We start from the raw sequence: 26415 nt of genomic DNA on the forward strand, positions 1-26415 counted from the left end.
ATGCAAGCAAAATTGGCAAAAAAACCGGCATTATCGGGATGTTCCGAATAACCGTCTCAACCCGCACGTCCCATCCAATCCAACGATTCCCCACCGCGATATCGGGCTATCCTGTGGGCCGATGCCGTCCAAGACCCGATCATTCCTGCTCCAGGGCGTCGATGCCACGCCCTGTGAGGTCGAGGTCGACCTCGACGATGCGGCCCTGGCGAAGGAAACGATCGTCGGCCTTCCCGATGCGGCGATCCGAGAGTCGATCGAGCGCGTCCGGGCGGCCATGACCAATACGGGCTATCAGTTCCCGAACGGCCGGCTCGTCATTAATCTCGCGCCCGCCCACCTCCGCAAGGAGGGGCCGATCTACGACCTCCCCATCGCCATTGCGCTGCTCCACGCCACCGGGGTGCTTCGAGGCCACACCCCCGACGACAGCCCGCCGAGGATGCACCACTGCATGATCGCCGGCGAGCTCGCGCTCGACGGGCGTGTTCGGCCCGTTCGTGGCGTCATCGCCATGGCCGATCTTGCCCGGCAGGAGAACCTCGACGCCGTCATCGTCCCGGCCGAGAACGCCGCCGAGGCCGCCGTCGCCGGCCCCACCACCTACGGCGTGCGCACCCTTGCGGAAGTCGTCGGACTGCTCAACGGCGTGCTCGACATCGAGCCGCAGAGCCCGCCCGACCTCGAGTCGATGCTCCACGCCGCCCAGGCGCCCATCGACTTCGCCGAAGTGCGAGGCCAGGAGGCCGTCAAGCGGGCGATCGTGATCGCGGCGGCGGGCGGGCACAACGTCGTGATGCTCGGGCCGGCGGGCACGGGCAAGACCATGATGGCGCGCGCCCTGCCGGGCGTGCTGCCACCGATGAGCTCGGGCGAGGCCATCGAGATCACGCGCATTCACTCCGCCGCGGGCGAGCTCCCGCCGGGCCAGGGCCTCGTCGCCAGCCGGCCGGTCCGCACGCCGCACCACACCGCATCGGCGGCCTCCATCGTGGGCGGCGGCGTGGTCCCAAGGCCGGGCGAGGTCTCGCTGGCTACCCACGGCATCCTTTTCATGGACGAGCTGCCCGAGTTTCCCCGGTCGGTCCTCGAGACCCTCCGCCAGCCGCTCGAAGACCACCAGGTCACGATCTCCAGGTCACGCGGCACGGTTCGCTTCCCGGCCGACTTCCTGTTCGTCGCGGCGATGAATCCCGCCCCCGGCGGCTCGGCCGGCACGTCGGCCGCGGGCATCAAGGCCGCCGAGCGGTACCGGGCCCGCATCAGCGGCCCGCTGCTCGACCGCATCGACATCCACGTCGAGGCGCCCGCCGTCCCGTGGAAGGAGCTTTCGGCGACGAGCGCGAACGGCACGACCGACTCGGCGATGATGCGCGACCGCGTGCTGCGGGCCCGCAAGGTCCAGGCCTCGCGCCAGGGCGAAGGCGCGCTCAACGGCCGCCTGCGGGGCAAGCAACTCGACACCCTCGCCCCGATGAGCGAGCCCGCCCGCGCGTTGCTCGGCCAGGCGATCGCCGAGCTCGGCCTGTCGGCTCGCGCGTACGACAAGGTCCGCCGGGTCGCTCGCACCGTCGCCGACCTCGAGGGCGCCGAGGGCTTGGACGTCCAGCACGTCGCCGAGGCGGTCCAGTACCGGCTGCTCGACCGGGCTTGAGGTCCATCGGACAGCGCCCAGTCGGTGGCCGGTCGGTATCATCGCACCTCGAGACGTACCAGGCCGTCCCCTCCCCGCCGGCCGCCCCGATTGCTTCTTGTGGAGATGCGCCCTCATGATCGATATCGACCGGCTTCGCCAACTCGTGGACCTGATGGTGGAGCACGACCTGACCGAGGTCGACGTGAGCGACGAAGACCAGTCCATCACCATCAAGCGCGGCACGGGGGGCGCGTTCCAGGTCTCGCCCCAGCCGCAGGCGTTCGCGCCCCAGGCCGCCCCCGCGCCGCAGGCCGCCGCCCCTGCCTCGGGCGCGGCCCCTGCAGACGACGGCCTGGTGGCCATCGAGTCGCCCATGGTGGGCACGTTCTACTCGGCGCCCGATCCCGACTCGCCCGAGTTCGTCAGCTCGGGCGCGTCGATCTCGCCCGACAGCGTGGTGTGCCTGGTCGAGGCCATGAAGGTCTTCAACGAGATCAAGGCCGAGATGGCGGGGACCGTTGAACGCGTCTGCGTGAAGAATGGCGACGCCGTCGAGTTCGGCCAGCCGCTGTTCATGGTGAGGCCGGCCTAGCCCATGTTCAAGCGCATCCTGATCGCGAACCGGGGCGAGATCGCGCTCCGCATCATCCGCGCCTGCCGAGAGCTTGGCATCGAGGCCGTCTGCGTCTACTCGCAGGCCGACAAGGACGCGCCGTACCTTCGGCTGGCTGACCGCGCCATCTGCATCGGAGCCGGGCCAAGCAAGGACAGCTACCTCAACATCCCGCGAATCATCGCCGCCGCCGAAGTCAGCGATGCCGACGCCATCCACCCAGGCTACGGCTTCCTCTCCGAGCGGGCCGACTTCTCGCAGATCTGCCGCGAGTGCAAGATCGAGTTCATCGGCCCCAGCCCCGAGGCCATGGGCCAGCTGGGCGACAAGGTCCAGGCCAAGCGTGCCGCCAAGGCGGCCAAGGTCCCGATCTTCCCCGGCTCGGAGGGCGCTATCGAGGAAGAGGACGAGGCCGTCGAGGTCGCCCGCGAGATCGGCTTCCCGGTCATCATCAAGGCGGCGGCCGGTGGCGGCGGCCGCGGCATGCGCGTCTGCCACAACGAGGCCACCCTCCGCCAGAACATCAAGAAGGCCCAGCAAGAGGCCAAGGCCGCCTTCGGAGACGGCAGCGTCTTCATCGAGAAGTTCCTCGAGCACGCACGACACGTCGAGGTCCAGGTTTTGGGCGACAAGCACGGCCACTCCGTGCACCTCTTCGAACGCGATTGCTCCATGCAGCGCCGCCACCAGAAGCTCATCGAAGAGGCCCCGGCCCCCGGCGTCGATCGCAAGAAGATCACCTCCGTCTGCGAGAACGCGGCCAAGCTCATCCGCAACACGGGGTACGCCGGCGCCGCGACCGTCGAGTTCCTGATGGACGACGAGCAGAACTTCTACATGCTCGAGGTCAACACCCGCGTCCAGGTCGAGCACCCCGTCACCGAGATGATCACCGGCGTGGACATCGTGAAGAACTCGATCCTGATCGCCGCCGGCGAGAAGCTCGGCTTGCGCCAGAAGGACGTCTCGGTCAACGGCCACGCGATGGAGTGCCGCATCAACGCGGAGGACCCCGCCCGCAACTTCATGCCCAGTCCCGGCCGGATCGAGACCTGGGAGATGCCCGGCGGGCCGGGCATCCGCATGGACACCCACGTGGTGCCGGGGTACATGGTGCCCCCAACCTACGACTCGATGATCGGCAAGCTCATCGCCCACGCATCCGACCGCCGCGCGTGCATCACGCGCATGGCCAGGGCGCTCCGCGAGTTCCGGGTTGCGCCGATCAAGACGGTCATACCGCTCCATCTCCGGCTGCTCGAGCACAGCGCCTTCCAGGAAGACGCCGTGGACATCCACTACCTCGAGCGCGCGCTGAAGCAGGACCTGCTGGGGCCCGTCGGCTGACGCCCGAGCCAGGTCCAATAATCTTGCCTCACAGAACTCGAAAATGGACCTTCGCAAGTCCGAAAGCCAAAAAGTCTGGCATTTGTCTCAGAAAAAGCTCGCAATGGGTGAACATTCCCGTTACCGTAATGTGAGTGCGGATCCGGCAGCAATCGGGTCCGGTGTTGTTCCTCGTGAGGGCGGCCCAGAAGGGGCGTCCATTTCCTAGGAAGAGGGTAGAAGACATGCGTAACGCAATGACTGTTGTCGCTCTGGCCGGCGCCGCTTCGGTGGCCGCCGCCCAGTCGACGGTGTATTTCTCCGACTTCGAGGCCGACGGTGGCGGCTGGACCGCCAGCGGCGTCAACGGCGACTGGGAGCGCGGCATCGGCACCGGCTTCGTCGGTGGCTCCGGCAGCACCGAGCCCCTCGGTGGCTTCAGTGGCGACTGGGTGTGGGGCACCGTCATCGGTGGCGACCACGGCGTCGGCAGCGACGAGCAGCTCAGCCAGAACTTCGACTTCTCCGGCCTCACCGACGTCACCCTCTCCTTCCAGGAGTGGAGCGACAGCGGCAGCTCGACCTTCGACATGGCCTCGGTCATCGTCAACGGCGATCAGCTCTACCTGAGCGATGGTGACTCCGGCGACGCGTGGCGCGCCGTCAACCTCGACCTGAGCGCCTACGACGGCCTCAGCAGCGTCGACATCACCTTCAACTTCACGAGCACGACCGTTGTCGAGCGTACCGGCTGGTACATCGACGACGTCGGCATCCGCGCCATCCCGGCGCCCGCCAGCCTGGCCCTGCTGGGCCTCGGTGGCCTGGCCGCCGCCCGCCGCCGCCGCTAATCCGGCTTCCGGCAGACACGCAATTGCAAAGCCCGGCCTCTCTGGCCGGGCTTTTTCGTGCGCCGCTTGGGACCCATCGGCTCAGATGTCGTGGCGGTGCTGGAGCAGTTTCTCGATCCGGTGCAGCGTCGCGCGGATGTCGTCCAGGGCCGCCGACGACTCGGCCGGCACCGCCGCCGGAGCTTCGGGGCCGCCGCTCGAACGCCGTGAACGCCCCTCGGAAAGCTCGTCACGCTGGTCGAGCACGGCCTCGCGGAAGCCCGGCGCGTCGACGATGCCAATGAGGCTCACCAGATGCCCGCCCGGGCCCGAGCTCTGGCCGGCGGTCTCGACCTTGAAGCCGTGCAGGCCCATCGCCCGCATGATGGGGCCCTGGATCATCTGCAGGTCGGTGATCTTCTCGAGGGGGATCGTGCTCTCGACGCGGTTGAGCCAGCCCTTGCGGATCTCCAGCGTCCGCTCGGTCAGCGTGCAGCTCATCCGCTCGATGTACTTGTCGATCAGGATCTTGCCGACCAGCAGGTACACGACCGCCAGGGGGATCGTCACGATGCACACGACGAGCACGATGGTGCCGCTGATCAGGTGGTAGGTCGAGAGCTTCGGATCGAAGCTGGCTTCGCGGAGGACCTTGTGCCGGCGTGATGGCTCGCTCATGCCCGAGCATAGGGCAACCCCGCCGCCATCCGTTTCAGCGTGCCCGGCTCAGCTCGGGACTCAGCTCGGCTGGACGGTGCCCTGCACGGGCCGATCCTCGCGGGCCATCGGGTGGCTCGGCGTCAGCGTCACCCGCTCGCCGGGCAGCGGGTTGAACCGCGAGCCGAGCATCTGAATCTTGCGGTTGGGGTTGTACGACGGCAGGCGGCCGACCACGAACCACAGGGCGGCGATGAGCACCAGGTTGCCGCCGAACATCATGACCGGGTGGGCCCAGCCCTGGGGGATACCGAAGTAGACAGCGACCGACGTCAGCACGAGCACGACCAGGGCGAGCGGGATCATGCCCTGCCACGCCGAGCTCATGACCTGGTCGTACCGCAGCCGCGGCACCGTCCACCGCACCAGCATGATCAGGAACACCAGGGCCCCGACCTTGGCGAAGTAGACGCCAAGCTTGGCCAGCACGGCCAGCAGCCCGGTCGCCCCGGTCGCCGTCAGCGGGTCGCTGATGCCCGGCACGGGCGAGAGCGTGAACCCGCCCAGGAAGAGCAGGGCGAAGAACGCCGCGCTCACCGCCACGTGGCTGTACTCGGCCAGGAAGAACAGGGCGAACCGCATCGAGTTGTACTCGGTGTGGTATCCGCCAACCAGTTCGCTCTCGGCCTCGGCATTGTCGAACGGCGTGCGGTTGGCCTCGGCCAGCATGGCGATGAAGAAGATCAAGGCCGCGATGGGCTGGCTGGCGATCAGCCAGCCGTTGGTCTCCTGGTAGCGGATGATGTCCATCGGCAGCAAGCTACCCACCATCACCAGCACGCACAGCAGGCTGATGCCCAGGGGCAGCTCGTACGCCAGCATCTGGGCCGTCGCCCGCAGGCCGCCCAGGAACGAGTACTTGTTGTTGCTGGCCCAGCCGCCCAGGGTGATGCCGTACACGCCCAGCGACGCGATGGCGATCATGTAGATCACGCCCACGTTGACGGGTAACGCGGCGATCTGCACCACGCCGCCCTCGACGGGCAGGCTCAGGAAGGGAATCGTGAAGCTCGGGCACTCCCACAGGCCGCCCCAGGGGATGATCGCAAAGCCGATGAGGGCCGGGATGACCACGATGCCCGGGGCCAGCGTGAACAACACCTTGTCCACCTTGCCGGGGGTGTAGTCCTCCTTCAGCATGAACTTGATGCCGTCGGCCAGCGGCTGGCCCAGCCCGAGCAGCCGGGGGCCCTTGAGGAACTTCAGGAAGGGCAGGCCCAGGTCGAAGCCCGTGCGGTTGGGCCCCAGGCGGTCCTGGATGTAGGCCGAAATCTTCCGCTCGGCATAGGTGAAGTACCCCGCCCCGGCCAGCAGCACGTGGACCATGACGGCGTAGACCAGGACGCTGACGATGAGCTGGGCGGAGATGAAGCTGAGCAGGTCTGCCATAAGGGGCGATGGTAGCCCGATTTCTGATCGGTGGACCGCGTACAGCTCTTCCTACAGGCCCCTCGCCTATTCTGATCGAGGTGGCAATCATCCAATCATCATCTAGGAAAGTGCTCATGACAACTAGCCAACGTTCGGTCGAGATCGCACCGCCAGCCGAGCGCCTTGTCATTGGCAATCACGATGCAGTGCCATGTCCCAAGCATGAGACACTGTTTACAGAAGAGGAAGCCGATGCTTGGGCTGAGGAACTTCGGGAGCTGCTGGCAGCCGACTTGACTCCCGAGACTCGGGCAGCCATCGAATCCGACTTCGGTCGGGAGATTTGGTCATTCGGCGGATGGTATCAGCGAATCACATTTGACGATCGACATGTATCTACGACGAGCGATCACCCCCGCGTTCGTGAATCTCCCGGCAGTCTCAATCGTCTCGGAGGGCGACTTACCCCTCATGAAGCATCCATCTTGCGGCCGATGCCCAAGTGGAAGTACATTGAACGCCTGCTTCCTGATCTGGCCGGCAAGTCTGTACTTGAATTGGGAAGTTCGAACGGATTCTTTTCTCTAGCGTTCGCCTCTCTGGGAGCAGAGCGAGTATTGGGCCTAGAACTCCTACGAGGTCAAGTCGATGCGGCTCAATGGGCGGCGAAGACGAAGGGACTTGATCATGTAGAGTTCCGGTGCACCGATGCACTTCTCGACCGCTCTATCGAGCCTCACGACATTGTGTTTCTTTCAGAGGTTCACAACCACTTCCCGCTACCGTTCTACGGGCTGCTGAGGGTTCTCAATTTGGCCAAGGAGTTAGTCGTGTTCGACAACTCCGGCGTGATTGCAAAGCCCGAGCAGCAGTTTCGGTTTCAGACTTTCCGCGACCCAAACAATCGCCGCATCAGCTTTACTCACTGCACGATGAGCGAAGGGCTCCTGATGCATGTGCTCGATCTGTTCGGCGTACCTGTGAATCGTGTCCGAGCGTTTAAGTCACCGCTCAACGATGCGCACGTACTGTATCTGATCGACACGAGTAACCTTCAGCGAGATCGGCTCAGCAATGGTTATCCGGAGTGCCTGCGAGACTTCTTCGATCGGATCTAGGTGATTCGGCCGCGTACAAGAGAGAATTCACCATGACAGCAAGCGTTTCTTGGATCGCCTCGTATCCTCGCAGCGGAAACACTTGGCTGCGATTTCTGATCGCAAACTGCCTTAGCGATCATCCGTTCGATTGGACAGGTGGCCTCAACGCCTTCGCGTTCGAGCTGCATTTCTATAGAGAAATGATGCTAGAGCGCGGATGGGATGAGGCACAGACACTTGACAAACTGCGAGAAGTCGCCGCAGGCCAGCCAACTGCTTCGTCCATCGGCGACCAGATCTTCGTGAAGAGCCATGATCTTTGGTCGCCAACTCATACGTTTGCTGGGCACACGCGCCGTGCCATACTGCTTGTTCGCGACCCCCTCGACGTGTTGCTTAGCGGGCTCCACTATGCCCGCTTAACTCGCGACTACAACGGCGACGACGAATCCTATATCCGGAACTACCTGGAATGTGGCGGAGACCCTGCTTGGATCCGTATGGGATATGGCAGTTGGTCCCAGCACGCGAAGAGCTGGATGAATCAAGACGAGTTCCCTGTGAGCGTCGTCCGCTATGAAGACCTCAAATCGAACACGGAAACAGAGTTGGTGAAGATCTGCGAGTTCCTGGAACTTCCGGTCTACCGACACCTCATTGATAAGGCTGCCGAAAAATCGTCTATGGAGCGACTCCGTAAATCGGAAGTCGAGGCGAGAGAGAAGGGACAATTTGGGGGTTTGAGGGACGGCATGTTCTTCATTAACCAGGGCCGCTCAGGCCAAAACCTGTCAGACGTCTCACCCGAGCTGGATGACCTTTTCGAAGAACAGTTTGCCGATGATATGAAGATGTTTGGGTATGATCGCAGGACGGTCTAGAAAGTGCAGTCGCGATATCCCACGTGAGAGCCCAATACTCCGGCAAGTCTCGACCCGAAAAGCCGGTCACCAGTCAAGGTCTTGCTCGTACCCGAGAGTAATGAGCAATTGTCCGTGATGCTGCTTGAACGCATCTGTCACTCGATCTGTGAAGTGATTCTTCCAATCGCCCGAGGTGCCCTTCCTGTTGTGGTGCCCGACGTCCTCTTGACCAGGCTTGCGGCCTGTAGTGCGTTCGAACGACTCTGCTTCGATCGCCTGGCGGCGATGCGCGTCATCTCTTCCTACGCCGAGGTATTTTAGCATGTCGCCGAGAACGGCTTGCTGATCGGCGATTGCGTCTTCGTATCGAACAATTTTTCGTTCGTCCGCCGCGGCTTCATGCCAAGTCTGTTGACACCGCGCCATCACCGCAACTGGCTTCTCCAAGGCAAAGAGCAGCCCATCCTCAAGTGAAACGCTGTTGAGCTTTTCACGGAACTCAACGACGCTCGGATTGAGTGGATGCGAATGACGCATGCTGAAATACCATGAAACCATGGCATCACGAAGATCGCGAATAAACACAGCGCACTTGTAACTTGGATCAGTGCCTGCAGCTTCAACAAATCCATAGCGAGGAAGATACACCGGCGTGTAAATGTGGCCGGGGGTAATAGTCAGGCTATCGAGAAACGGAACTCCGGGCTCATCCGCAATCCGATCGGGTTCAAGCCTGTTCAGGATCTTGCGGATCCACTGGCTACCAGCCTTCCAGTGCGTGATATGAAATGCGGTCGGCGTCGGTGGTTCCATAGTGTCTCTAGCCTCCACGCGTATTCATTGCTTTGGTCGGAGTCTCGCGGACCTAGCGCAATTGCGCATCCGTCTTCCCAAACCGACGCACCCTCCCAGCATAGTCCCGCACCGCCTCATCGAAGCGTTCCGCTCCGAACTCGGGCCATGCGGCGTCACTGATGAACAACTCGGCATAGCTCACCTGCCACAGCAGGTAGTTGCTCAGGCGCCGCTCGCCCGCCGTGCGGATGAGCAGGTCGGGGTCGGGCAGATCGGCGGTGTAGAGGTGCCGGGCGATCATCGCCGGGTCGATGTCCTCCGGACGGATCTCGCCAGCGGCGGCCTTCGCGGCGATGGCCCGCGTCGCATCAACGATCTCATCCCGACCGCCGTAGTTGAGTGCCAGGGTCAGATTCGCTCGCGTGCCACGCGCCGTGATGCCCTCGACTCTTTCGATCGCCGACCGAACTTCGTCCGGCAGGCCCTCGCGACGGCCGATGACGCGCAGGCGGATGCCCTCCTCGATGAGACGCTCGGCCTCGCCGTCGAGGTAGGCCACGCAGAGCAGCATGAGCTGGGCAACCTCGTCTTGAGGCCGCCGCCAATTCTCGCTCGAGAAGGCATAGAGCGTCAGGTGCGTCACGCCCAGCTCGCCCGCGCGCTCCACGACCTCGCGCACGCGGACGGCCCCCTCGCGGTGGCCCCAGATGCGCGGCAGGCCCTGCGCCTCGGCCCAGCGGCCGTTGCCGTCCATGATGATCGCCACGTGCCTGGGGACGCGTGCGGGGTCGAGCCCGAGCGGATGCTCGCCGGTGGTGGTCGCGGTCGCGCTCATGCCGAAGCTACGCCCCGCTCCAGGTTGAGGATCGTCTGGGCGCGATCGGGCCCTACGCCCACGAACGCCACGGGCACGCCCAGGGCCGATTCGACGCGCTCGATGAACGCCCGGGCCTCGCTCGGAAGGTCCGAGATGCTCCGGCAGCCGCTGACGTCCTGCGAAAACCCAGGCAGCGTCTCGTACAGCGGCTTAGCGTGCGCAAGGTCGGCCGCGTCTGGCAGGAAACGATCGGTCTTGACGCCGTCGACGTCGTAGGCCGTGCAGGCCTTGATCTCGTCGACGCCGCCCAGCACGTCGAGCATGGTCATTGCCACGTGCGTCACGCCGTTGACCATGGCCGAGTAACGCAGGGCCACGAGGTCGAGCCAGCCGATGCGTCGCGGCCGGCCGGTGGTCGTGCCGTACTCGCCGCCGCGGTCGCGGATGCGCTGGGCCAGCTCGCCCTCGATCTCGGTGGGCATGGGGCCGAGCCCGACGCGAGTGGTATACGCCTTCATCACGCCGATGACGCCCGAGAGCATACGCCCGGGCACGCCGCTGCCCGTGGCGATGCCGAGGGCCGAGCAATTGGAGCTGGTGACGTACGGATACGTGCCGTGGTCGATGTCCAGCAACGTTGCGTTGCCGCCCTCGAACAGCACGCGTCCGCCGGCGGCGAGCGTCTCGTGCAGCAGGTAGGTCGAGTCGGCGACGTTCGGGCGAAGTCGCTCGGCAATGGGCGCAAGCTCGCGGAGCATCGCCTCGGGATCCAGCGGCGCTTCGCCCGAGGCCGCGCTCGACTGGTTGTGCAGGCTCGCGGCGAGCTTCACACGATCGGCCAGGATCGCGCCGCCCCGGATGAGGTCGCCCATGCGGACCGCGGTCATGCGCATCGCCTTCTCGGCGTAGGTCGGGCCGATGCCGCGCTTGGTCGTGCCGATCGCGGTGGTGCTCACGCCCTGCTCGCGGGCGAGCGCCTCCATCGCTGCTTCGAGGCGCGCGTCCATGGCCTTGTGGTAGGGCATCACCACGTGCGCCCGGCTCGAAACGACGAGCGCCGCCGTGTCGATGCCGCGGGCCTCGAGCGCGTCGAGTTCCTTTACGAGTTGGAACGGGTCGACGACGGCGCCGTTCCCGATGACGGCCTTGGTGCCCGGGTGCAGGATGCCCGAGGGCACGAGATGGAGGGCGTACTTCTGGCCGCCGACGACGATGGTGTGGCCGGCGTTGGCCCCGCCGTTGTACCGAGCCACCGCGTCGAAGCCCGGGGCGAGCAGGTCGACGTACTTGCCCTTGCCCTCATCGCCCCACTGCAGCCCCACCACCGCGGCCGCTTGGCCCGTGGGGCAGAGCGTGTGGGCCAGGGCCGACTGGCGATCCGACGCGGCGTCGGGGGCAATTGGGGTTTGTCCTGACATGCTGCTCCGGAAAGCTCGCGGTGATCGGCGATTTCGGCTCGATCGGACGCTCGAATGGTCCGATGATCCCAAGACTCAACCATATGGACGGACGGGCACCAATGGCAGACAAGAAAGACCACGGCCTCAGCATCATGTGCCCGAACCTCACCTGCCGGAAGATCCTGGCGGTGCCGACGTCGGCGCGTGGCAAGACCGTGCGCTGCAAGGCCTGCGGCACGGCCATCCGCATCCCCGCGCAACGGCCGGACGACGGACCCAATCCTCGAAAGACGGCCTAGGGCGGAGCTCCGGCCTCAGAGCTTCGGTGCGTCGTCGTCGTCGTCGTCGAAGTCGAAGTCCGAGAACAGGTCCTCGTCGTCGTCCTCGAGCACCGAGCCCTGGCCGACCTGCTTGGAGGCCTGCGGCTGGCTGGTCGGTTGCTCGAGCTCGCTGGGCGTGCCCTTCTCGATGGCGGCGTCGTTATCGATGCTGGCGGGGTCGCCGTTGACGCGGAGCACCATGAATGCCGGGCCGATCTTCATGACGTCGCCGGGGGACATCTCGGCTTCTTCGATCTGCAGACCGTTGATAAAGGTGCCGTTGCTCGAGCCGAGGTCCTCGACCGAGAGGCCGCCGTGCTCGTTGGGCTCGACGCGGCAGTGCTCGCGTGAGACCTCGGCCACGGGGACGCGGAGGTCGCAGTCTTCTTCGCGGCCGATGATGCGGGCCCGGGAGACCGCGAACGGGCGCTGCTCACCGTCTGACGTCACGAGCACGAGTTCGATCGACACGGCGTACACTCCCGCTTGCGGCCACGCCTTCGGGCCCGAGCCTGTTGCGATCGGCCTCCGGGATGGGGCCGCATCGATTGCGTCTGGCCCGACGCCGGGCCATCTCCGGGTGACAGAAGTGGACCGTACCCCCATCACCGTCGCCGGGCAACGCCAGGGCGTGGCCCATCCGCTGGAATCATTGCGCGCTCGCGGGGGGGTGTCGGTACCCGTCCAGGCCCTGTACATCCACGTGCCGTTTTGCTTTCACAAGTGCCACTACTGCGACTTCTACAGCATCGTGGATACCCGTGATCGGCAGGGCCCGTTCACGGATCGCCTGATCGCCGAGCTCGCCCACATCGCCCCGCTCGCCGGTACGCTCACGAGCATCTTCGTCGGGGGTGGCACGCCCACGCTGCTCAGGACTGATCTGTGGGCCCGTCTGCTGGCGACGTTGCACGATCGGTTCGAGCTGGGCGGTGCCGAGTTCACGGTCGAATGCAACCCCGAAACGGCCTCGGACGAGCTCTTCGGGACGCTCGCGAACGGCGGCGTCAACCGCATCAGCATCGGGGCCCAGTCGTTTAACCCCCGGCATCTCAAGACGCTCGAGCGCTGGCACGACCCGGCGAACGTCGGCAGGGCGATCGAGCTGGCGCGGAGCGCCGGCATCGCGCGCCAATCGGTGGACCTGATCTTCGGCATCCCGGGCCAGACGCTCGCCGACTGGGAAGCCGACCTCAACGAGGCGGTCATGTTCGGCGTGGAACATCTCAGCTGCTATGCGCTGACCTACGAGCCCAACACGGCGATGACCGCGCGGATGGAGCGCGGGCAGTTCGAGCCCGCGGACGAAGACCTCGAGGCCGACATGCTGCAGCTGACGCTCGACACGCTCCGCGCGCGCGGATACGACCGCTACGAGGTCAGCAACTACGCCAGGCCCGGCGCCGAGTGCAGCCACAACCTCGCGTACTGGCGGCAGGAGCAGTGGCTCGCCGCGGGGCCGTCGGCCAGCGGGCACGTCGCGGGCTGGCGCTGGAAGAACGTGCCGCGGCTCGATTCGTACCTCAGCGCTCCGAGCGCGCGCGGCGTGCCGCCGGCGATCGACGTGGAAGAGCCGGACGCCCGGCGCGCGATGGCCGAGCGGATCATGACCGGCCTGCGGCTGCGCGAGGGCATCGACGCGAGCGAACTGCCCGGTGGGTTGCACGCTGAGGCGCTGCGGCAGCACGAGCGCGGCCACCTAGAGATCGACGGTGATCGCTGGCGGCTGACCGACCGCGGCATGATGCTGGCCGACGGGATCGCGGCCGAGTTCATGGGGCTTCTCTAGGGATTCGGGCTGGAAGTGCCCGGCTTGCCCAGGCCGATGCGTTTGAGGGTGGCGACGAAGTCTCTGGGAAGCGGCGCGTGCACGTCCACCTGCTGGCCGGTCATGGGATGCTTGAACGCCAGGCGGTGGGCGTGCAGCATCATGCGGCTGGCGGCGTCGGCCACGGTCGGATTGGCGTAGAGGTCGTCGCCCAGGATTGCGCAGCCGATGGAGGCAAGGTGCACGCGGACCTGGTGGAGGCGACCGGTAATGGCCCGGCACTCGAGCAACGCCGCCGCGGGGTTCTGCTCGACGAGCCGGTAGGCCGTGAGCGCGGGCTTGCCGCTGCTGGCGATGCGGGCGAGCTTCTTGTCCTTCTGTTCTTCGAGGATCGGGCGGTTGATCGTGCCGGTCGGCAGCTTGGCGGGCGCTCGGCGGGTGATGGCGTAGTAGAACTTGGCCAGTTCCCGGTTGCGGAAGAGGTCGGCCAGGGCGTCGTAGCTCTCGGTCGAGAGGGCGACCAGGAGCAAGCCGCTGGTGGGCTTGTCGAGGCGGTGCATCATGCCGAACTCGCGAGCCTTGCCGACGTTCTGGAGCTTCGCGCCGTACCGACAGAACAAGCCGTTGAGCAGGGTGTCGCTGGCGTGCGCCTTGCCCGGCACCGTGGCGAGGCGCGCCTTCTTGTTGACGACCAGCAGGTGCTCGTCTTCGTAGCAGACCGTGAAGGTCACGCGCTCGTTGGGCTCGATGCTGAGGTTCATGTGGTTCCCGGGCCCGTCCTACCAGCTCTCTTGGCCGGTCGCGTCGTGGTCGACGTACCAGCGCGTGTGGCCGCCGAGGAGTTCGGGAACGGGCGACTGCCCGCCGTCGGCGATGGCTTCGAGGGCGCCGCGTACCTGCTTGCCCACCGCGAGCACGCCCAGGAACCGACTGCCCGCGAGCATGCGCTCGGTGAGCGTGACCGACTGGTCGGGCAGGCGGACGACCAGGCGGTCCTCGCGGCGGGCGTGCTCGGGGTCGAGCCGGCCGGCGACGCCGTCTCCACCCAGCCCGAGCACGGCCATGTCCAGCCGGTCGTGGCCGGTGGGCCGGGCGCCGAGGTGCTTCTGGAGCTGGCGCTCGTATTCGTCGTCGGCGGCGGGCCTGAAAGCAGAGATGCCGTGGACCTGGTCTCTTGGGATTCCCGAGTGGCCGATGATGAGGTCTCGCAGCACACCGTACACGCTCTGCGGCTGGTCGTGCGCGACGGGGGCCTCGTCGATGGCCCAGAGGTGGGTGTCGCGCCAGGGCAGGGATCGGTAGGCAGGGTCGGTCATGAGCTCTCGGCAGAGTCGCTCGAGCAGGCTCAGCGTGGCGCCGCCCGAGACGCCCAGGTGGAAGCTGCCGAACTCCCGGACGCAGGCGGTCGCCTGGAGGGTGAGGTCGCTGGCGAGGGCGGCGAGCGCTTCTTCGGTCGAGGCCTCGAACGCGACGGTGTCGCGGAGCAGCGGCGGGGTCGGGTCATTCTCAAGTTCGATGGGCGGGAGATCCACGGTGCATTGTCGCCTGCTTCGCCCCATAAGACCACTTCGTGTGGCGGTCGAAGCGGTCGAACGTCACGCGTGCAACCTGCCCGTTGTAGACTGGTAGGAGAGCCAGCCCTCGGGGAGGGCGATGCGGCCGGCCCCGACACCGGCACCAGGAGCAGCACCGGATCATGGCCCCCGCTACCCCACGACTCGTCCTGCGGCCGCATGGCTGGCAGGGACGGACGCACACGCTCGACGGCCGCGAGGTGACGATCGGTCGGCACCCGTCGAACACGGTTCGCCTAGCCGACGAGAAGGCCAGCCGGCATCATTGTGCGGTGCGATCGGACGTGACGGGCCGCTACCTGGTCGTTGACCTGGACTCTCGGAACGGCACGCGCGTGAACGAGGTGAAGGTGCAGCAGACCTACCTCGACGAGGGCGACGTCATCCGCGTGGGCGGGCACGAGTTCCTGGTCGAACTGGTCGAAGGCAGCGACGACGAGGAGGCCGACGGCGGCGACTCGTCGACGGCGACCGCGCTGCGGACGGGGCGCAAGAAGAAGGGATCGACGGCATCGGCGACGAGGTCGTCGTGGGCCAAGGAGATCCGCCGGACGATCGAGAGCCTGCCACCCGCGGGCGGGATGGTCGAGGACCTGACGATCCTGAACGCGTCGGGCGAGCGCTCGGGCGCGCTGCTGGGCGAGAGCCCCGGGCCGGTGGCGGTGCGGCTGCTGCTGGCCAGCGCCGACAAGAGCCGGGCGACGGACATCCACCTCGAGCCTCGGGGCGAGACGTACCAGGCCCGGCTGCGTGTGGACGGGCAGATGGTGCCGCTGGCCGAGCTGCCCAGCAGCGCGGGCAATCTGGCGTGCAACCTGATCAAGACCGCGTGCGAGCTCGAAGTGTCGGGCAAGCAGGCCGTGCACGACGGGACGATGTCGGCGATGTTCGGCGGCGACGGGGAGGGCGGCAGCGACCGCCGCGTGGAATATCGCGTGAGCTTTACGCCCGCCGTTGGCGGGCAGAAGCTGGTGATGCGCGTGCTGGACGGGCGGGGCGTGCCGCACTCGATCGATAGCCTGGGGCTCGCGCCGTACATGCATCCGCGCATCCGCAAGGTCGTGGGCAAGGACGCCGGCATGCTGCTCGTGTGCGGGCCGACGGGCAGCGGCAAGACCACCACGCTGCACAACTGCGTGCGCGAGATCGATCGCGAGCGCAAGAACGTCATCACGATCGAGGATCCGGTCGAGTACAAGCTGTCGGGCGTGACGCAGATCCCCGTCGACGAGAAGCAGGGGCTGGGCTTCAGCGGGCTGTTGCGCAGCGTGCTGCGGCAGGATCCCGACGTGATCCTGGTCGGCGAGATCCGCGACGAGGAGACGGCGCGGACAGCCATGCAGGCGGCCATGACCGGGCACTTGGTGTTCTCGACCGTGCACGCCAAGGACACGGTGGCGGCGATCTTCCGGCTTCTTGACCTGGGCGTCGAGCCCTATCTCGTCGCGAATGCGCTCGACCTGGTGCTCGCCCAGCGGCTGGTACGCGTGTTGTGCACGAGCTGCCGGCACGAGGTGCCGCTGAGCCCCGGGCAGGCCAGCAAGCTGGGCGCGACGCTCAGCAAGCACTCGGGCGCGTCGAGCAAGGCGAACCACGTCTACACGCCCACCGGGTGCGCCCGGTGCCTGCGGACGGGTTTCGTCGGCCGGCGGGCGATCTTCGAATTGCTCGAATTTAACGACGCCCTGCGCGACATCGTGCTGCAGGAGCCCTCGATCCAAGCGATCAAGAAGGTCATCGAGGCGGACCTGTTCACGACGCTGCGGAGCTTCGGCCTGCGGCTGGCGGCCCAGGGCGTGACGAGCCTCGAAGAGGTCGACCAGGTCGCCGGCGAGGAGTGAACCAGGCTACTCGCCCAGGAGCTCTCGCATCCGTGCCTGGAGCGTGGGCGCCGCGTCTTTCAGGAACCAGGGATTCTTCGCGAGCCAGCGGTTGTTGCGCGGCGAGGGGTGTGGCAGCACCATCGAGCTGGGCAGCAGGTTCGGGTAGTCGCACGTGGCTTCGGTGAGCGTGCCGTAGCGGTCGCCGAGCTCGTGCTCGAAGGCGTAGCGCCCGAGGAGGATCGTCAGCTCGATGCGCTTCAGGGAAGCGCGGAGCTTGGCGTGCCATGCGGGTGCGCACTCGGGGCGTGGGGGCAGGTCTCCCGAGGCGCCGGTGCCGGGGAAGCAGAAGCCCATCGGCACGAGCGCGATGCACTTGGGGTCATAGAAGGTCTTTTCGTCGACGCCAAGCCACTCGCGGAGTCGCTGGCCGCTGCGGTCGTCCCAGGGCTTGCCGCTGGCGTGGGCGGCCGAGCCGGGGGCCTGGCCGATGATCAGGACCCTCGCGCCGGCAGCCGCCTGCACCAGCGGCTTGGGGCCGAGGGGCAGGTGCTCGGCGCACAGCGTGCAGCTGCGGACCTCTTCGAGTAGCACGGTGAGGCGCATGGGCGAGTCCTTTGGACGGGCGAGAAGGCCCCGCCGACGCTTTCGCGTGGGCGGGACGGATTCTGAGAGTCTACCGGGCCTGCTTGCGCTCCCAGTAGCGGTCGGCCTTCGAGCGGACGTCCCGCTCTTCGGCATCACGCCAGAGGGCCTTGGCGTCGACCTCCTCGTTCTTCAGGAAGAGGTGCGTGCGGCCTTCGATGATCTCGAAACTCGTGGGGTCGGGCACGAAATCGGAATCGACCGAGCAGCCGAAGGCGCAGAACCCGCCGTAGGCCGGCAGGTAGCGCTCGGGGTCGGCCTTGAATGCCTTGGCCTGGCCGGCGTCGGTGAAGAAGTAGGTGACGCCCTCGTGCTTGGCGGCGTGCCGGGGCGAGCCGGGCTCGGCCTTGCCCCTGGTCAGGTACGACACGGGGCTGTACCCGCTCACGCCGAGCGGGATGGTGTGGGCCGGCGAGCGCGGCGGCGCCGCGTCCTGAGAGGCGGTCGAGGACTGGTCGGCCAGTCCGACGCCGGCGATGGCGGCGGCCCCGGTCAGGACGAGGGTGACGATGACGAGCGTGCTGTTCATGTGCGATCTCCGGGCACGGCGCATCGTGATGCGCGTGCCATTGGTGGTGTTCGTTGGTCGTGAAAGAACGGAGCGTGCGCGCACCCTGGGCGCGCGGGCAGCAGCAGATCGCTAGAAGAGGGAGAGGCCCGTGCCGTTGAGTTCGGCCTGGCTCGCGTCCCGGCGGTCGCATCGGGGGGAGTGCTGGATGGACTGTCGCGGGCTCACGAAGGCGGAAAAGCACTCGCTTCCCGGCGTTGTTCCCGTCGATCGAGATCTTCGGGCGTTGTGCCGCGGATCGTGGCGTGTTTGCTGCATTCACCGCCCCAGAGCACGCGTGTGGGCTGCCCTGGGGCCTGATAACTGCGGTCTCGTGCGCGGCACAAGCGTCATGTGCGGAAGCACCTGCCTCGTTGACCAGGCGGAGCACTGCCCGGACGAATCGAGCCGTGAGATGCCCCGATCAAGCGAGCATGGTGCCGCAACTCCAAGCGACCGAGGCCATCGGGCTGAGCATCTCGCTGCTCGCCCTGGGGTGCCTCATACCGCTGATCTGGCGCAGTCGTCAGCTGGCGGCGTGGCTTGGATTGCTCTCTTCGTCCGTCGGAATCTTCCTGCTGGCACTGGCGGGCGTGGTGTATGGCTCGGCATCCTGGGGCGATTCGCTGTCGTTGCCAGGAAATCTGGCCGTATCGAGGGTGATCGAGGCGCTCGGCGTGCTCACGGCGGTGGCGGGCCTGGTCGCCTTGGCGTTCATCGCAGACGGCGCTCGCCGCCGCCGCCTGATGGATCAGGCACTCATCGACATCGATCTTGGGGTGGCTATGTCGGGCAAGAGCCTGTCGGCGCTCCTTGATTCGACCGCCGACGCGTTGATCGTTGCCCACGGTCTCGAGGACGGTTCCATGCCTCTGGCGATCGAGTTCGTGCGCGTCTCCGAGCACGCACACGGGTCGATCTTGTGCGAGCTACGCGGCGCGACGTCGCTGCAAGACGTCGCGCCGCTTTCGCTGCGTGAGTGCGTCCTCGGCGCGGTCCGCGAGGCTTGCTCAACCGGCGCGCCGGCCCGGTTCTCGAGCGATACGGGTGGCGACGACTCTCGCTTCGAGGTCTGGGCGTTCGCTTCGGGCAGTACGGCCCTCATTCGTGTCAGCGACGTCACGGCGAGGCACCAGCTTGAGGAAGAACTGCGGTCGTTTGCCTACACCGACATGCTGACCGGGCTCGCCAATCGCCGCAAGTTCGAGGCGTATGCCCGTAGGCTGGAGCGCGTCAAGGAGCCTTCGCCGAATATCGCACTGGCATACCTCGATCTGAACGGCTTCAAGGAAGTCAACGACGCCCATGGCCATAAGCGTGGCGATGCCGTCCTCGTCGAATTTGCCGAACGCCTGGTTGGCGTCGTTGGTTCGACCTTCCGGGGCGAGGCGGGTATGCCGCTCGCGGCGCGCATCGGGGGCGACGAGTTCGTCGTCGTCTTGGTCGACATCGATGCCAGCGTGGTCGAAGCGTTTGCGACGCACCTGTACGATGTGCTGTCTGCACCCTACGGACCCGCTGGCCACGCCGTCCATTGTCCGGCAAGCATCGGCGTCGTCAGCGTTGCTGGACCGCTGGAGTCGATCGACGTGCTGCTCCAGCACGCGGACGCCGCGATGTACTCGGCCAAGTTCTCGACGGGCAAGAGCCTCGTCGTGCGTCTCGACTCGGGCTCGGATGGAGACGACCTGCGTCGGCGTCGCAAGTCCGACTGGCACCTGGACTCCGGGCCCGAATCGGTGCGGAGGGCGTGATGGATCACGCGTCCACCGACCATTGCGGTGATGAGGCCCCGCGTCGCGATCGCGTCGATGCGAGCTCTGATCGTGCGATCCGCGTTGCCCAGGCGATCGGTGCACTCTGGGAGTGTTCGGCCCTGTATGAGCCGGGACATCCATCCTTCGAGCACGCCCTGCAAGAGTGCCGGGATGCGATGCGAGGGGTCCGGGAGCCGCTGATCTTCCGAGTTCTGGATTCGGGTCTCACGATCGATGGCGCGGAAGACCGGCAGATTGCCAGCGGCCTCGCAAGGACGCTTCGATCGCGGAGCATCGTGGGGCTTTCGTTGCACCGACCAGCTTCGCGGGATGCGCTCGTCGGCCTCGTCCGTGTGCTGGGCTCGAAGGACCTGACTCCTTCGCAGGTGATCGAGCAGGTCTTCTCTTGCACGGAGGGCGCCGTTCGGGCGTTCCAGCCGTCAGAGCGAACCGCGGCTCACCCGGCGGATGATGGACTCGCCGACGACACCGGAGACGACCGGGCCGTTTCGTTCGGGGGGGCGCGGAGCGCAGCCGTTGCGTCGATGCCCTCCGAGGTGCGGCAGACTCTTGAACGGCTCCGCGCGTCCGCCAGCGAGGCGAGCGATCCGACGGACGGCGGCGAGTCCGGTGACTCCATCCAGTGGTTCCAGCATCAGTTCCATCAGATGGAGAGTTCGCATCAACGCCAGCTGCTCCAGGCCCTTTCGGCCCAGGACTCGGTCACGTACGAGCAAGCGGCGTTTGCGCTGTCGCAAGTGCCGTTGACGAACCTGACCGACGCGATGGCGGTGCTGGCCCGCAAGGACTCGCAGATCAGCGAGACGTCGCTCCTCCTCTTGCGGCGCCTGGCCGACCTCGCCGTCGGATCGTCGACGGATCTCCGTTCGCTGGCATCGATTGCCACCCGCTGGTTGGACGACGGGAGCGCGGCGACGCCCGGACAAGAGCGGGCGGCCCGCGTTTCGGCAGAGATCCTGGAGCGCAAGTCAAGGGGCGAGTTCCGTTCCGAGTCCTACTCGGTCCTCTTGGATCGCATGCTGTCGAGCGAAGCGCTGCCGCCCACGCCGATCGGGTTGCGGCTCGAGGACGAGCAGTCTTCGCTGTCCGCGCTGGCGACCGAGATCATCTGCGACCTCGCCGAGTCGCCGCCCGATGACGATATCGACGTCAGCAATCTCTACGAGATCCTGACGCACCGGGCCGCTCGGCTGGCGTCGGACGGCCGATTCGATACCCTGCAGCGGATCATCAGGCTCGCGACCGCGACGTCTCGGAAGGGCGCATCCAAGGAGCAGCGGCGGGCAGCGCACGCGCTGCTCGAGATTGCCAGCAGGGAGCAGTGGCTGGCCGACGCGCTAGCCCGGTGTCCCAGTGCGCTCATCCTGACCGAACAGTTGGCGCTGCATCGCGAACGCGGCGGAGATGCGCTCGACTTTCTGCTCGACGTCGCTCGGCGGACGCAGAGTTCGGGCGTTCGGGCCGCGGTCATCGATGCTTCGAGAAAGATGCCCTCAGGCGAACTCGTCGACCGGTGCATCCTGCTGGCGGACGCGGATCCGGCCGACGCGGTACGGCTCGCGTTCCTCGTCGCGGAGCACGACGCGGATCAGATGCCGACGCTCCTGCGCAGCGCGTTGTTGGGTGCCGATGCGACCAGCCGCGAGCACGCGTTCCGGTTGATGGAGCGGCTGGGCGGCACGTGGCCGAGGGCCTTGATCATTCGTGCGCTGAGCGACGAGAACGACGAGATCCGACTGATTGGAGCCCAAGCCGCCATCCCGCACCACGTAGGCGTCTTGATCGAGCGGTTACGCGGCGACGTGGGCAGCGCGGCGCCCGGTATCGAGGAGGCGCGACGGCTGGCCCTCATCATGGATCGCGACAGGTCGGACAGTCTGACGAACGACATCGCTCGATGGACGCTGCGCCGGTTCGCATTCAGTCTCCGGACAGATGCCTTGAACGCGCTCGTCAGCGTGCTTTCTCGCAGGCCCCAGACCAGGCTTTCGAGGCTGGCGCTCCAGGCCGCAAGGTTGCGAATCCGAGCAGTCGCACCAGATCAGCACGAGTATGCCCTGCAGAGGAGGACCGCCGCGTGACTTCGATCTCTCCGAATCAGGCGATCCGGGCTCTGGTGATGGCAGAAGAAGCCGAACGGCTCTACGGGCGTGAGCACGCGCTGACGAAGCAAGCGATCGAGCGGGCCCTTGGCGACGTCACCGCCGCTACCGCCAACGCGAGCATCTCGCTGAGTTCGGTGCGGACTGGCCTGATCATCAACAGGATCATCGTCATCGAGCCCTGGGCGAAGAATGCAGCCTTCGCACGGCAGCTTACACAGGGCGGCATCCAGCTCGTTACCTTTGATCGAGGCTTGACCAAGTCCGACGTTTCGTGGCTGCTGGATCAAGGAAGCGGTACGGCGTGGTCATCGAGTCCGTCGGGGCGGATCCATCGCAGCACCATCGTCCGGTCGGACCCTGGCACGCTCGCGGGCGCGGCGCCACCCAAGGCCTGTCGGCCTGGTGACGACACAGACATCACCGATGGTGGCGGTGCGTACCAGTTGCAGGAGACCTGGACGTCGCTGCTTGCGGGCGAACGCCGAATCGGGGATGATGTTGCGCAGCTCGCAGCCAGGATGAGTGCGGCCATGCTCGCCAATAGCGACGCGATGGTGCCACTGGTCACCCTGAAGTCGCACGACGAATACACCTACGTCCACGCCATCAACGTGGGACTGATCGCCTCGGCCCTCGCGCAGGCAACCGGGCTGTCGGGCGACACGCTGCACCAGATTACCGAGGCGGCACTGCTGCACGACGTCGGCAAGCGACTCACGCCGATCCGTCTGCTGGGCAAGCCGGGCAAGCTGTCCAACGCCGAGCGCACCGAGATGCAAAAGCACCCATCTTCGGGGGCGGCCCTCCTTGCTGGCGTGCGGGGCGTCAACGACCTGGCGGTGGTCGCGGCCTACGAGCACCACATGCGTATCGATGGCAAGGGCTATCCGCACGCTCGCGGTGATCGAACGCCTTCGCTCTGCAGCCAGCTCATCCAGATTGCCGACGTGTTCGACGCACTCAGGAGCGACCGGCCCTATCGCGCGGGACTCTCCAGCGAGCGTTGTCTCGAGCTCCTCGAAAAGGACAGCGGCACGGCCTTCGACCGAGACCTGTTCGAGGTGTTCCGGACGCGCGTCATCGGACGGCTTGGCACGCACGATGACCCGCCCGAAGCGGCGGCGTAGAAGCCGCGGCACCCGGCCCTTCGGGCACGAATGCGCCGCACTTCGAGCCTCTACGTCTGCGCCGCAAGCGCTGCGCTTGGCATGAACGTCTGGGCATCGGCGGCGTTGGCCTCGGAGGCGTGGTGGGTTACCAGCACGGTCGCGATGCCGCGCTCGCGGAGGAGGGACAGCGTGCGCGGCGCAAGATCTTGGCGAAGCTCGGGGTCGAGGCTGGCGAAGGGCTCGTCGAGCAGCATCACGATCGGGTCGCGCGCCAGGGCGCGGGCAAGGGCGATGCGCTGCTGCTGGCCGCCGCTGAGGGTGAAGGGCATCGCGCGCGCAAAGCTGTTCATGCCCACGAGGTCGAGCAGTTCGGCCGTCTTCTGGTGCCGCTCGCTTCGCGGCCGGTGTCGCATGGCGAAGCGGACGTTGGCCGCCGCGGTCATCGTGGGAAAGAGCGCGTAGTCCTGGAACACCACGCCCACGCGGCGGCGGGCCGCTGGAACGAAGACGCCGTCGCCCGCGACGCATCGCCCACCGACTTCGATCCTGCCCGACCTTGGTCGCTCGAGCCCGGCGATCAGCCGCAACAGCGTCGACTTGCCGCAGCCCGAAGGCCCGAGCACGGCGTGTACCTCGCCGGCCGCGACGTTGAGCGAGAGGCCGCAGACGACCTCCGCGTCGCGCTCGTACGCGAAGCACAGGTCCTCGATCACCAGGCCGCCGGCGTTTCTATCGGCCGTCGCATCTACTCGCGTCATCGTGGCGACCTCGCCAGTTTGTTCATGCGGGACTCCATCGCCGTCGAGAGCACGACCACGGGCACCAGCCCGACGGCGACGATCGCCAGGGCGCCCGAAGAGGCCTCGCCAAGGCGCTCGTCGCTGGCGAGTTGGTATACGCGGACGGCCAGCGTGTCGAGGCCAAACGGTCGGAGCATGAGGGTCATGGGCAGTTCCTTCGCGGCGTCGACGAAGACCAATAGCATCGCGGCGAACATCGCAGGCAGCAGCAGCGGCAGGTGGATGCGCCCGAAGATCCGAATCGGTGAACCGCCGAGCGAATGCGCTGCTTCGTCGAGCCTGGGCGAGACTCGGTCGAGCCCGGACCGCAGGAAGCCACTTCCGACGGCCAGGAAACGGGCCTGGTAGCCCAGGAGGACGGCGACGACCGTGCCAGTGAGCACGAGGCCGAGCCGCTCGCCGCCGAGCCAGGCCCACGCGTCGTTGAGGCGGTGGTCGAGCCACGCAAGCGGGATGAGCAGACCGACGGCGAGCACGGTGCCCGGGACGGCATACCCGAGGTAGCTTGCCTTGAGCGAGGCCCGCGTCGCCCAGGTCTTGTTCATTCGCCTGGCCTCAACGAGCAGGAGGCTGGTCACGACGACGAGCAGGGCCGCACAGGCCGAGAGCGCGATGGTGGCGGTCCCGTGATCGAGCAAGAGTTCGCCCGCGCGACGATCGCCGTTCGTGATGGTCAGGACCGTCAGCCAGCCGACGGGGAGCACGAACCCGCCGATGATCGGGAGGGCGCAGACGCCGAGCGCGATGACGCCGCGAAGACCGTGCAGGTGCGTCGGGTGCGGCGTGTGCGAGCTGGCGTCCGAGGCATGGAAGCGACGACGACCGCGGGCGACGGCCAGCACGAAGAGCGCAACCGCCATCGCACCGAGCAGTACCGAGCCGAGTTGGGCCGCGGCGACGGGCGAGCCGAGCGTGGCCCACGCTCGGTACACGCCTGTGGCGAAGGTATCGACGGCGCAGTAATCGACGGCGCCGAAGTCCGCGACGGTCTCCATGACGACGAGCAACAGGCCGCCCGCGATGGTCGGTGCGGAGATCGGGAGCACCACGCGGAATAGGACGCTCGCCGGCCCACAGCCGAGCGTCTTGGCGGCATCCATCAGCGAACCGGGCAGCGCGAGGAACGCGGCCCGCGAGGCGAGATAGACGTAGGGATAGAGGCAGAAGGAGAGGATGACCACGGCGCCCGGCAGCGAACGCATCCTTGGCCACCACCAGCGGACGCCGTCCTCACCGATTGCCAGTTGCTGCAAGGGGCCAGAGGGCTGCAAGAGGTCGGTCACCGAATACGAGGCGATGTATGCCGGAACGGCAAAGGGCAGCAGCAAGAGGATCGACAGGATGCGACGTCCGGTGAATCGATGCATGGTCACGAACCACGCCGGTGGCACGCCGAGCAACAGCGTCAGCGCGGCGACGCCCAGGCAGAGCAACGCCGTATTGCCCGCGTACGTGGCGAGCCGGGTCTCGACGATGTGGCCGAAGATGCCGTCGCTGTCGCCGGCAAGGCTCGCCACGACGACCGCAAGCGGGACGACGACCGTCAGCGCAACGCCCCATGCGATCGCCGTCCAGCCGAGTGCCGACAGCCGGCCGATGGGTGCGCTCATGCCGGGACGTCGACGCCGATCGCAGCGGCGGCGCCGGCGATGGCGTCGCGGAACCGATTGCTCGCATCGGCCATCGTGCGTCGCTCGGCGATGCCGATCCGGCTGTAGGGCGTGCCGGCGGCCGAGCCCTCACGGAAGTGGCCTTCGAGCGTCGCCATCGCGGCGCGGTAGGCCTGGTCGACAGCGTCAACGCGTGACTGGTTCGCTTCGGCCAGGATGCTCGCGAACGGCTTGAACTGGCTGTACACGCCAATCCAATTGTGCCGGAAGATGAGCAGGCTCTGGTCGGACCAGGTCTCTTCCTCGCTGGAGACCTTCTTTGCGGCGACCTCATTAGTCAGCATGTACATGCCACCGAACTGACCCTCGACGCTGAATCGGTCGAGCTCGCCCAGCTCTCGATCCAGGCGCTCGATACTGAGGACGAGGCGATCGGCAAACGGCTTGGCAGCGGCGAGGTCTTCGTACGCGAAGATCAGCGCCTCGACCTTGTGGAATCCGCGAAACTCGGGATCGGTCTCGCCGCGCTCGAACGCGTACGGCCGCGCGTCGATGTCCGAGTCACTCTCCTCGAATGACGCGGCGAGCACCTCGATCTCCTCGTAGGGCGGGCGCGACTCGACGTAGGCCCGCTTCGCACGCTGCAGGTCGCCGCTGGCGACAGCGGCCGCGAGCTCCCGTACCAGGGGCATTTGGTCTTGACACCGTTTTTGGAAGTAGGCGATGCCCTCGGCGACCGCCTTTTCGTGCTCGGGCGTCGGCCGCAGGGTTGCGCGTGCGGAAGTCGCTGACGCGGCCAGGCCTCGGCTAGCCAGGGTGGCGCCCGCGGCCGCGGCGACGCCAGCCATCATGAATTCACGGCGTTCCATCA

At 66.6% G+C, this 26415-nt stretch carries 25 protein-coding genes; 12 read left to right on the forward strand and 13 right to left on the reverse strand.

Annotated elements, in window-relative coordinates:
- Nucleotides 1-121 precede the first annotated feature (121 nt).
- From RIA68_07605 to RIA68_07620, 4 genes are all read left to right on the forward strand, one after another.
- Entirely contained in the window at nt 122-1654 is a 1533-nt protein-coding gene (locus RIA68_07605) for a YifB family Mg chelatase-like AAA ATPase (protein MEQ8317306.1), read from the forward strand.
- A 115-nt stretch (nt 1655-1769) separates the two neighbouring features.
- The gene (gene accB, locus RIA68_07610) at nt 1770-2228 is read left to right on the forward strand and encodes an acetyl-CoA carboxylase biotin carboxyl carrier protein (protein ID MEQ8317307.1); all 459 of its coding nucleotides are present in this window, start codon (nt 1770-1772) and stop codon (nt 2226-2228) included.
- 3 nt (nt 2229-2231) lie between these two features.
- Nucleotides 2232-3596: an acetyl-CoA carboxylase biotin carboxylase subunit gene (gene accC / locus RIA68_07615; protein ID MEQ8317308.1), complete on the forward strand. Its 1365-nt coding sequence runs from the start codon at nt 2232-2234 to the stop codon at nt 3594-3596.
- Between the two features lie 224 nt (nt 3597-3820).
- Nucleotides 3821-4426, forward strand: a complete 606-nt coding sequence (locus RIA68_07620) for a PEP-CTERM sorting domain-containing protein (protein ID MEQ8317309.1) — start codon at nt 3821-3823, stop codon at nt 4424-4426.
- Between the two features lie 81 nt (nt 4427-4507).
- On the opposite strand, the gene RIA68_07625 is transcribed toward RIA68_07620, so the two are convergent.
- A complete protein-coding gene (locus tag RIA68_07625; GenBank protein MEQ8317310.1) occupies nt 4508-5083 on the reverse strand; it encodes a PH domain-containing protein in 576 nt (191 codons plus the stop codon).
- Nucleotides 5084-5143: 60 nt separating this feature from the next.
- Nucleotides 5144-6511: a complex I subunit 1 family protein gene (locus RIA68_07630; GenBank protein MEQ8317311.1), complete on the reverse strand. Its 1368-nt coding sequence runs from the start codon at nt 6509-6511 to the stop codon at nt 5144-5146.
- Nucleotides 6512-6627: 116 nt separating this feature from the next.
- Between RIA68_07630 and RIA68_07635 the strand changes: the two genes are divergently transcribed.
- On the forward strand, nt 6628-7611 hold the full coding sequence (locus tag RIA68_07635; protein MEQ8317312.1) for a class I SAM-dependent methyltransferase: 984 nt from the start codon (nt 6628-6630) through the stop codon (nt 7609-7611).
- A gap of 32 nt (nt 7612-7643) precedes the next feature.
- Nucleotides 7644-8474: a sulfotransferase domain-containing protein gene (locus RIA68_07640; GenBank protein MEQ8317313.1), complete on the forward strand. Its 831-nt coding sequence runs from the start codon at nt 7644-7646 to the stop codon at nt 8472-8474.
- Nucleotides 8475-8540: 66 nt separating this feature from the next.
- Here RIA68_07640 and RIA68_07645 read toward each other — a convergent pair whose 3' ends face one another.
- Genes RIA68_07645 through RIA68_07655 form a run of 3 tightly spaced genes read right to left on the reverse strand, consistent with a single transcriptional unit; the run spans nt 8541 to nt 11486 of the window.
- Nucleotides 8541-9269, reverse strand: a complete 729-nt coding sequence (locus RIA68_07645) for a sulfotransferase domain-containing protein (GenBank protein ID MEQ8317314.1) — start codon at nt 9267-9269, stop codon at nt 8541-8543.
- Nucleotides 9270-9321: 52 nt separating this feature from the next.
- Complete coding sequence (gene uppS, locus RIA68_07650; GenBank protein ID MEQ8317315.1) at nt 9322-10086, reverse strand: polyprenyl diphosphate synthase; 765 nt, start codon at nt 10084-10086, stop codon at nt 9322-9324.
- Nucleotides 10083-11486: an adenylosuccinate synthase gene (locus RIA68_07655; protein ID MEQ8317316.1), complete on the reverse strand. Its 1404-nt coding sequence runs from the start codon at nt 11484-11486 to the stop codon at nt 10083-10085. Before RIA68_07655 ends, uppS begins: the two co-directional genes overlap by 4 nt.
- Nucleotides 11487-11587: 101 nt before the next feature.
- On the opposite strand from RIA68_07655, the gene RIA68_07660 reads away from it, so the two are divergent.
- On the forward strand, nt 11588-11767 hold the full coding sequence (locus tag RIA68_07660) for a hypothetical protein (protein MEQ8317317.1): 180 nt from the start codon (nt 11588-11590) through the stop codon (nt 11765-11767).
- Nucleotides 11768-11782: 15 nt separating this feature from the next.
- Here the strand turns inward: RIA68_07660 and RIA68_07665 are convergent, their stop codons facing one another.
- Entirely contained in the window at nt 11783-12259 is a 477-nt protein-coding gene (locus RIA68_07665) for an FHA domain-containing protein (protein ID MEQ8317318.1), read from the reverse strand.
- A 118-nt stretch (nt 12260-12377) separates the two neighbouring features.
- Between RIA68_07665 and hemW the strand changes: the two genes are divergently transcribed.
- Nucleotides 12378-13577, forward strand: a complete 1200-nt coding sequence (gene hemW / locus RIA68_07670; GenBank protein ID MEQ8317319.1) for a radical SAM family heme chaperone HemW — start codon at nt 12378-12380, stop codon at nt 13575-13577.
- Here hemW and RIA68_07675 read toward each other — a convergent pair.
- Nucleotides 13574-14317, reverse strand: coding sequence for an RluA family pseudouridine synthase (locus RIA68_07675; protein MEQ8317320.1), 744 nt, complete (start codon nt 14315-14317; stop codon nt 13574-13576). The two genes, hemW and RIA68_07675, sit on opposite strands and share 4 nt — an antisense overlap.
- An 18-nt stretch (nt 14318-14335) precedes the next feature.
- Complete coding sequence (locus RIA68_07680) at nt 14336-15088, reverse strand: 6-phosphogluconolactonase (GenBank protein MEQ8317321.1); 753 nt, start codon at nt 15086-15088, stop codon at nt 14336-14338.
- Between the two features lie 164 nt (nt 15089-15252).
- On the opposite strand from RIA68_07680, the gene RIA68_07685 reads away from it, so the two are divergent.
- Complete coding sequence (locus RIA68_07685) at nt 15253-16971, forward strand: ATPase, T2SS/T4P/T4SS family (GenBank protein MEQ8317322.1); 1719 nt, start codon at nt 15253-15255, stop codon at nt 16969-16971.
- 6 nt (nt 16972-16977) lie between these two features.
- Here the strand turns inward: RIA68_07685 and RIA68_07690 are convergent, their stop codons facing one another.
- Both RIA68_07690 and RIA68_07695 read right to left on the reverse strand, forming a co-directional pair.
- Nucleotides 16978-17556 carry a uracil-DNA glycosylase family protein gene (locus tag RIA68_07690; GenBank protein MEQ8317323.1) on the reverse strand — a complete coding sequence of 193 codons (579 nt, stop codon included), beginning with the start codon at nt 17554-17556 and terminating at the stop codon, nt 16978-16980.
- Nucleotides 17557-17626: 70 nt separating this feature from the next.
- Nucleotides 17627-18124 (reverse strand): YHS domain-containing (seleno)protein, encoded by a 498-nt coding sequence (locus RIA68_07695; protein ID MEQ8317324.1) that lies wholly within the window; start codon nt 18122-18124, stop codon nt 17627-17629.
- Between the two features lie 452 nt (nt 18125-18576).
- Here RIA68_07695 and RIA68_07700 point away from each other — a divergent pair, with 452 nt between their 5' ends.
- From RIA68_07700 to RIA68_07710, 3 genes are all read left to right on the forward strand, one after another.
- On the forward strand, nt 18577-19896 hold the full coding sequence (locus tag RIA68_07700; protein MEQ8317325.1) for a GGDEF domain-containing protein: 1320 nt from the start codon (nt 18577-18579) through the stop codon (nt 19894-19896).
- A 311-nt stretch (nt 19897-20207) separates the two neighbouring features.
- Nucleotides 20208-22001 (forward strand): hypothetical protein, encoded by a 1794-nt coding sequence (locus RIA68_07705; protein MEQ8317326.1) that lies wholly within the window; start codon nt 20208-20210, stop codon nt 21999-22001.
- Complete coding sequence (locus RIA68_07710; protein MEQ8317327.1) at nt 21998-23152, forward strand: HD domain-containing protein; 1155 nt, start codon at nt 21998-22000, stop codon at nt 23150-23152. The genes RIA68_07705 and RIA68_07710 overlap by 4 nt, the downstream gene beginning before the upstream one ends.
- Before the next feature lie 50 nt (nt 23153-23202).
- On the opposite strand, the gene RIA68_07715 is transcribed toward RIA68_07710, so the two are convergent.
- From RIA68_07715 to RIA68_07725, 3 genes are read right to left on the reverse strand one after another with little or no spacing between them, the layout of a single operon-like run.
- A complete protein-coding gene (locus tag RIA68_07715) occupies nt 23203-23892 on the reverse strand; it encodes an ATP-binding cassette domain-containing protein (GenBank protein MEQ8317328.1) in 690 nt (229 codons plus the stop codon).
- Complete coding sequence (locus tag RIA68_07720) at nt 23889-25544, reverse strand: iron ABC transporter permease (GenBank protein ID MEQ8317329.1); 1656 nt, start codon at nt 25542-25544, stop codon at nt 23889-23891. Before RIA68_07720 ends, RIA68_07715 begins: the two co-directional genes overlap by 4 nt.
- Entirely contained in the window at nt 25541-26413 is an 873-nt protein-coding gene (locus tag RIA68_07725) for an EfeM/EfeO family lipoprotein (protein ID MEQ8317330.1), read from the reverse strand. The genes RIA68_07720 and RIA68_07725 overlap by 4 nt, the downstream gene beginning before the upstream one ends.
- Between the last annotated feature and the right edge of the window lie 2 nt (nt 26414-26415).

Source organism: Phycisphaerales bacterium (genome assembly GCA_040217175.1).
Lineage (GTDB): Bacteria > Planctomycetota > Phycisphaerae > Phycisphaerales > UBA1924 > JAHCJI01.